The organism is Bradyrhizobium sp. (assembly GCF_049581145.1).
Classification (GTDB): domain Bacteria; phylum Pseudomonadota; class Alphaproteobacteria; order Rhizobiales; family Xanthobacteraceae; genus Bradyrhizobium.
In genome coordinates this window covers 1-7172 of sequence record NZ_JBAURI010000911.1, presented here as the reverse complement: position 1 = coordinate 7172, position 7172 = coordinate 1, and the positions used below count along the sequence as shown (strand labels likewise).

Genomic DNA, 7172 nt, shown 5'->3' with positions numbered 1-7172 from the left:
ACCAACGGCGATCCCGGATAGGCCGCAAGCGCCGCCTGCGGATTGAAGGCGCGGACGATGTCGAGATAGGGCTCGAGCAACAACCCGGCCGGCTCGGAGAACCGCGCCTGCAGGATGCGCGCGATGCCGGTGAGCCATTCGCCGCTGCGCTGCGCCTCCCCGCCGGTGAGATCGTAGAGACCGGCGCCGGCATGGCTGTCGATGACCCGGAATGCGGCCGGCTTGTCCTGCAGATAGATCAGAATCCGCACCAGCACGATGTGCTTGATGACATCGGCGAAATTGCCGGCGTGAAAGGCGTGGCGGTAGTTCATGGCAGCGTGGTTACGCCATCAGGCTCCAGATGTCATTCCGGGGCGCTCGTGGTGCGAGCGAACCCGAAAATCCCGGGATTCCCCGACGCGCGATTGCGCATCTGAGGTTCGCGCGAAGACGCGTGCCCGCAATGCCGCGTTCTTGGCCCGCTGTTCTTGGCCCGCTATTCCGGCTGGCCAAGACGCCCAATGCTGTTGCCGCTAGCCGCCGCGCAGCGGCGGCATGGTGACCTGGTCGCGGCGGCAGGCGCGACGGTCGATTTCCTCGCAGTCGCGGAACTGAAGGTCCTTGTTCAGGCAGATGCGCACTTCCGACAGTCGCGTGCTGCTGCAAGTCACCGCGATCCCGGCGCTCGACAGCCCGGGATTGGCCTTGACGAACGCGTCCTCGATGTCGGCGGGCGCGATGGTCTTCGGTTCCGACAATTGCAGGAAATCCGCCGGGATCTTGATCGCGGCGCGGGCCTTGCGGACGGTCTCGAAATAGGCCCGGGCGGCAAGCCCCGAGCAGGTGCCGTGCTTGTCCCACTCATTGTAGATCAATCCCGGCGCCGGCATCAGATCGAGCATCGAGGTCATGATGTTGCGATCGAGCCGCGGCGAGGGCCGCTGGCAATATTCGGGAAAGCCGTGCTCATATTGCGGCCACAGCCCGTGTACCACGAAGGAAAACGGCCGTCCGCCGCATTGGCCCTGGGCGCGGCCGGAATTGCCGCGCTCCTCGGATTCTTCGCAGAAGGAGGGCGACCAGGACAGTGACAGCACGTAATAATCGAACTCGCCCGGCGTGTTCTGGCGCTGGTCCTGCGCCGAAGCTGCGGTCGCCGCACCGAGCAGGGCTAAGAACGAAACAAGAAACAACCACGTCAATCGAAACATCGGAACGCCCCCATTACTGACGATCAAAGGCTTATGCCGCCCAAAACCTAACAGTTGGCCGGAACATTTCAAGAACAAATTTGGGAGAAAACCGTGGCTCAGGGAAGGCCGCGACCGAATCAGGGCTTGGCGGCCCTGCAGGCGGGGTTGAAGGCCCAGTTGCGATCGAGCCCGACCACGCACCATTCGACGCCCTGGTTGTAGCCGGCAAAGCCGCCATCCTCGATGATCGAGAAGTTCACGGTGCGGACCTTGCCATCGCTCAGCATGGCGCTGCCGCTGCAAAACCGGCGCGGGATATTGTCGGACTGCCAGGGTCGGTACGCCAGCTCGTGGATATTGCCGTAGGCGGTGATGGTCAGCGACGAATTCCAGTATGTGCTTTCCTTGTCCTGGAACTGGCTACTGATCGTCGACAGCGCCGCCTCGCAGGGCGCCACGCGGCCGTCATATTTCGGTCCGGACAGCCAGAAATTCAGCTCCAGCGGATTGGCCGCCTGTGCCGTCTGACCCAGCGCGAGGAGACCAAGCGCGCCGCCAAGCACCGTGCCGGCAGCAGATCGTTTGAAAGGAGTCACGAAGTCGCGCATGTGCAGTCCGCCAAATGGGTCCGGCTGATCCGTCGGCCGGACGGTGCCGTGAAGGGTCGATCGGGTCAAGTGCAACGCGGCAACACTCCGCGCCAAGTCTGTGTGTCGCGGCCTGGCGTCCTTTTCATGGCCGTCATTGCATCCTAAGTTACGCCGAAGCGAATAAGGAGTTTCCGATGCGAAGGATTGTGGCAGCAGGCCTCGTGGCCGTCTGCGGAATGCTGGCCGGCGCGTCGGCCCGGGCCGACTGGGTGCCCGCGTTCAAGGGCAACGATACCGGCGGCATCATTGCCTATTCGCTGGCGCAGCAGGCCGACGCGCGTCAGCTCGCCGTCAATCACTGCGCCTCCTACGGCAAGGTGGTGAAATTCCTGGCGATCGACGCCCAGTATGGCGGCTACATTTCCTTTGCCTGCCGCTGGGTGCCGTATGGCTCCAACGCGCGGCCGCTGCGGACGCTCGACTGATGACGTCCGAGTGATGACATTCGGTTGGGACGTCGGCCGAGCGATGGGGTGAGGGCGCGCACATGACGCGACAGCTACTCTTGTTCTGCGTGAGCTGTTCGCTGCTGGCATGGCTGCCCACAGCCGGCGCCGATGAACTGCCGCTGCGCAAGCCGGGCCTGTGGGAAATGAAGGTGGTCAAAACCGGGCCGACGCCTGAGATGGCGATGCAGCATTGCACCGACGCGGCCACCGACCACGACATGAGCAACACGGTCTCGCCGCTTGCAAAGCAGATCTGCTCCAAGCAGGACATCCAGAAGACCGCGACCGGCTACACGATCGATTCCGTCTGCACCGTCGGCGGTGTGTCGATGACATCGCATTCCGACATCGTCGGCGATTTCGATGCCGCCTACACCGTCACCACCACCGCCCATAGCGAGCGCGGCGTGGCCGGCATCCACGACACCATCACCAAGATCGAGGCCAGGTGGCTCGGCGCCTGCAAGCCGGGGCAGAAGCCCGGCGACATCATCATGCCCGGCGGCGGCTTCAAGCTGAACGTCAAGGATGCCGAAAAGCTGAAAGGCCTGCTGTCGCCGTCGAGATAGCGCTCGCCGCAGCTCATCCGCGTCTCATGATGGTTTACACGGGGATCCGCACCGTGGCGCGCAGGCCGCCCATCGCGCTGTCGCCCAGCATGATGTCGCCGCCATGCGAGCGCGCGATGTCGCGGGCGATCGCCAGCCCGAGACCCGTGCCGCCTTCATCCTGGTTGCGTGCGCCGTCGAGCCGCAGGAACGGCTTGAACACTTCCTCGCGCATCGCCGGCGGAATGCCCGGGCCGTCGTCCTCGACCGTAACGCTCAGATAGCGATGGTCGCGATGGCCGTTGATCGCGATCTTGTTGCCGTGGCGCGCGGCGTTGGAGACGAGGTTGCCGACGCAGCGCTTGAACGAGGCCGGCTTGACGATGACCACCGGCAGGCCGTGAAAGCGTACGGTCGCCGAATGGCCGTTGCGCTCGGCGTCGCTGCGCAGTTCCTCCAGCGCCAGCGTCATGTCGGTCGGCTGCGCGTTCTCGCCGGAATCGCCGCGGGCGAAGGCGAGATAATCCTCCAGCATGCCCGACATCTCGTCGATATCCTTGCGCATGGCCTCGATTTCCGGACCGTCGCCGATCAAGGCCAGCTCCAGCTTGAAGCGGGTCAGGATGGTGCGCAGGTCATGCGAGACGCCGGCCAGCATCGCGGTGCGCTGCTCGATGGTGCGCTCGATGCGCGCCTTCATCTCCAGGAAGGCATGCGCGGCGCGGCGCACTTCGCGGGCGCCGCGCGGCCGGAAGTTCGGCGCCTCGCGGCCCTTGCCGAAGCTTTCGGCAGCATCGGCCAACCTGAGGATCGGCTTGATCTGGTTGCGCAGGAACAGGACCGCCACGATCAAGAGGATCGAGGAGGTGCCGACCATCCAGAACAGGAAGATCTCCGAATTGGAGGCATAGGCCGCGCTGCGCTGGGCGAACACCCGCATCACGGCGTCGTCGAGCACGATGCGGATTTCGACCAGATTGGATTTCCCGACGGTGTCGGTCCAGAACGGCCGGCCGATCTGGCGGCCGATCTGCACCGACAGCAGTTCATCGAGCGGGGAGAAGAACGGCTTCGGTCCCGGCGGCGGCATGTCGCCCGGGGGGAGGAAATCGATCACCAATCCCATGCGCTGCGCGATGCGCCGCAACTGGTCGCGATCCTTGTGCTGCGGCGGATAGCCGTTGTAGACGTCGATCAGCGCGGCAATGTCCTGTACCACCGCGGCCGACAGATGCCGCGTCACGTTGTTCCACTGCCGCTCCATGAACACGAACGCGACCACCGACTGCAGCACCACCATTGGCACGATCATGATCAAGAGCGCGCGGGCATAGAGCCCGGTCGGCATCCAGCTCTTGAACGCGTTGCCCATCCAGCCATTGACCGCGGCCAGGCGCCGCGAGGCGTTGCGGATCAGGGTCAGGCCGGCGTCGAGCGTGCTCGGCGGGAACAGGCCCGCGGCAGGGAATTTCATGGCGCAGCGACCAGCCGATAGCCGATGCCGCGGACCGCCTGCAGGAACAGGGGATTGGCGGGATCGCGCTCGATCTTGCGCCGCAGACGGTTGATCTGCACGTCGACCGCGCGCTCGTTGACGGTGCCGTTGCCGGTCAGCGCGCCGCGCGGCACGGTCTCGCCCGGCGTGATCGCAAGGATGCGCAGCATCTCGCGCTCGCGGTCGGTGAGATGGATGATCTCCTCGCCCTGGCGCAATTCGCCGCGGGCAAGATGATAGACATAGGGGCCGAAGGCGATCTGCTCCAGGGTTTCCGCCGGCGGCGGCGCTGATCGTTTGAGGATGTTGCCGATCCGCAGGGCGAGTTCGCGGGGCTCGAACGGCTTGGCGACGTAGTCGTCGGCGCCGATCTGCAGGCCCTCGATGCGGGCTTCGGCTTCATGGCGCGCCGTCAGCATCAGGATCGGCACGGACGAGGATTTGCGGATCGAGCGGGCGAGGTCGAACCCGGTCTCGCCGGGCATCATGACGTCGAGGATCAGAAGGTCGAAATGCAGGCCGTTGAGCTTGGCCCGCGCGTCGGTGGCGCTCATCGCGGTGGTGACGCGATAGCCCTCGCCGGCGAGAAAGCGCGACAGCAGGTCGCGGATGCGGCGGTCGTCGTCGACCAGCAGCAGATGCGGCGCATCATCGGCCGGTTGCGGCGGCGTCCGCGGAACGAAGGCTGCGATCGGCACGGGTTGCTCCCCCTCTATTCCCTGCTATTCTCTGCTATTCTCTGGCACTGGCGGCGAAGATGGTCTGCAGCACCTTGTCCGGATCGTCGCGGTCGATCATCGCGCGCAGGAAGCGGCGAACCGGCTCCGCATTGGCCGGCCCGATCTCCTCCAGCGCCCGGTTGATTCGCGCGGTCTGCAGGCCGGCAAGCTTGCCAACCAGCGCCTCGCCCTTCGATGTGGCGTAGAGCAGGCGCTGGCGGCGATCGCTATTGCCGGTCTTTTGCACCAGATAGCCCTCGTCGAGCAATTGCTTGAGCACCCGGCCGAGCGACTGCTTGGTGATGCGCAGCACGTCCAGGAGATCGGCGACCTTGAGGCCGGGATAGCGGCAGACGAAATGCATGACGCGGTGATGCGCCCGGCCGAACCCGAAGGCCTCGAGCTCCTGATCGGCATCGCCGACGAAGTCGCGGTAGGCGAAGAAGAGTAACTCGATGATATCCCAACGCAAATCAGCTTCGCGCGGGGCCGTCTGGCAGCCCTCCGGGAGCTGCGAATCAGGGTGAGGCCGGGCAGGTGAGAAATTTATGTCAGCCATATTGACATATCTTGGGTTCAATGTTACAAAACGATCCATCAACACGAAATATTAGATCGTTTCGTCTTGAGGTGACATGTTTCGGGCGGCAGTGTCTGGCCATACGGGCCATAACGGCCGCAATTGATACCGTGCGATTGTCGAGCGGCACATCGGCAAACATACTGGACTTCCGCCTTCCGCAAAAGCATGTCGTCTGCGGCCTGTTGGCGACGGAAGCCGGCCGCAGGCCGGCGAAGGGGAAAGCCAGGCGTAATCAACCGCCAAGGCCTCAACGGCCAAGGCTTGAAGTGCCAGGGCGCAAAGCGCGCGCGTGCCGCGCCAATCCGGGAGGGAGCCGATGGGAGTTTCGTTTGACAAGGCCAATGGCGTCACCTGGCTGAAATTCGACATCCAGCCTGCGGCGAATCCTGTGTCCGAGCAGGAGCGCGCGGCAAAACTCGTGGACCTCGGCTTCGGCCGGATTTTCACCGATCACATGGCTATTGTTCGCTTCAATCAGGCGAAGGGCTGGCATGGCGCGCGGGTCGAATCGCGAGCGAATTTCCCGCTCGATCCGGCCACGGCCGTGCTGCACTATGCCCAGGAGATTTTCGAAGGCCTCAAGGCCTACAAGCGCGAGGACGGCGGCGTGAACCTGTTCCGCCCCGACGCCAATGCCCGGCGCTTCCATCATTCGGCCGAGCGCATGGCCATGGCGCCGATACCCGAGCCCGTGTTCATCGAAGCGGTCGAGCAGCTCGTGCGGATCGACCGCGCCTGGATCCCCGGCGGCGAAGGCAGTCTCTATCTGCGGCCCTTCATGATCGCGAGCGAGATCTTCCTCGGCGTCAAGCCTTCCGCGGAATACATCTTCGCGGTCATCGCCTCGCCGGTCGGCTCCTATTTCAAGGGCGGCCCTGCGCCGGTCTCGATCTGGGTGTCGGAGCACTATACGCGGGCCGCGATCGGCGGCACCGGCGCCGTCAAATGCGGCGGCAATTACGCCGCCAGCCTGCGCGCCCAGGCCGAGGCCATCGATCACGGCTGCGATCAGGTGGTTTTCCTGGATGCGGTCGAGCGCCGTTACATCGAGGAACTCGGCGGCATGAACATCTTCTTCGTGTTCGACGACGGCTCCTTGCTGACGCCGCCGCTCGGGACCATCCTGCCGGGCATCACGCGCGATTCGATCATTGCGCTGGCAAAGGATACCGGCACGCGCGTCCGCGAGGAAGCCTACACGATCGAGCAGTGGCGCACCGATGCCGCCAACGGAAAGCTGAAAGAGGCCTTTGCCTGCGGGACCGCCGCCGTGATCTCGCCGATCGGCAAGGTGCGTTCGGCGAGCGGCGATTTTCTCATCAACGGCGGCGCGGCCGGCCCCGTCGCCATGGGGCTGCGCAAGCAGCTGATCGACATCCAGTACGGTCGCGCCGCCGACCCGCACGACTGGATCCGAAAGGTGTTTTGAGCGGCGGCGGCTCGATTTTGCATTTGGCGACGAGATTCTGCCAGCCCTCAACGTCTGCCCGGGCTTGTCCCGGGCATCCACGCCCTTGCGGTGCCGCCGGCGAGAAGACGTGGATGGCCGGGAC

At 64.7% G+C, this 7172-nt stretch carries 9 protein-coding genes; 3 read left to right on the top strand and 6 right to left on the bottom strand.

Annotated elements, in window-relative coordinates; genetic code table 11:
- From rlmJ to WCB02_RS29845, 3 genes are all read right to left on the bottom strand, one after another.
- Window positions 1–314, bottom strand: a 314-nt coding sequence (gene rlmJ, locus WCB02_RS29855; protein ID WP_423963579.1) for a 23S rRNA (adenine(2030)-N(6))-methyltransferase RlmJ, incomplete at its 3' end; no start/stop codon positions are given.
- A gap of 201 nt (window positions 315–515) precedes the next feature.
- Window positions 516–1193 (bottom strand): ribonuclease T2 family protein, encoded by a 678-nt coding sequence (locus WCB02_RS29850; RefSeq protein WP_423963577.1) that lies wholly within the window; start codon window positions 1191–1193, stop codon window positions 516–518.
- Between the two features lie 119 nt (window positions 1194–1312).
- Entirely contained in the window at window positions 1313–1783 is a 471-nt protein-coding gene (locus tag WCB02_RS29845; protein ID WP_423963575.1) for a hypothetical protein, read from the bottom strand.
- A gap of 176 nt (window positions 1784–1959) precedes the next feature.
- Between WCB02_RS29845 and WCB02_RS29840 the strand changes: the two genes are divergently transcribed.
- Complete coding sequence (locus tag WCB02_RS29840) at window positions 1960–2250, top strand: hypothetical protein (RefSeq protein WP_423963573.1); 291 nt, start codon at window positions 1960–1962, stop codon at window positions 2248–2250.
- Window positions 2251–2312: 62 nt separating this feature from the next.
- Window positions 2313–2843, top strand: a complete 531-nt coding sequence (locus tag WCB02_RS29835; protein WP_423963571.1) for a DUF3617 domain-containing protein — start codon at window positions 2313–2315, stop codon at window positions 2841–2843.
- Window positions 2844–2877: 34 nt separating this feature from the next.
- On the opposite strand, the gene WCB02_RS29830 is transcribed toward WCB02_RS29835, so the two are convergent.
- The 3 genes from WCB02_RS29830 to WCB02_RS29820 are packed head-to-tail and all read right to left on the bottom strand — an operon-like array spanning window position 2878 to window position 5595.
- Window positions 2878–4296 (bottom strand): ATP-binding protein, encoded by a 1419-nt coding sequence (locus tag WCB02_RS29830; protein WP_423963568.1) that lies wholly within the window; start codon window positions 4294–4296, stop codon window positions 2878–2880.
- On the bottom strand, window positions 4293–5015 hold the full coding sequence (locus tag WCB02_RS29825; protein ID WP_423963565.1) for a response regulator: 723 nt from the start codon (window positions 5013–5015) through the stop codon (window positions 4293–4295). Before WCB02_RS29825 ends, WCB02_RS29830 begins: the two co-directional genes overlap by 4 nt.
- A 34-nt stretch (window positions 5016–5049) precedes the next feature.
- Window positions 5050–5595, bottom strand: coding sequence for a MarR family winged helix-turn-helix transcriptional regulator (locus WCB02_RS29820; RefSeq protein ID WP_423963563.1), 546 nt, complete (start codon window positions 5593–5595; stop codon window positions 5050–5052).
- A 340-nt stretch (window positions 5596–5935) separates the two neighbouring features.
- Between WCB02_RS29820 and WCB02_RS29815 the strand changes: the two genes are divergently transcribed.
- Window positions 5936–7048, top strand: a complete 1113-nt coding sequence (locus tag WCB02_RS29815) for a branched-chain amino acid aminotransferase (RefSeq protein ID WP_423963561.1) — start codon at window positions 5936–5938, stop codon at window positions 7046–7048.
- The last annotated feature ends 124 nt before the right edge of the window (window positions 7049–7172 follow it).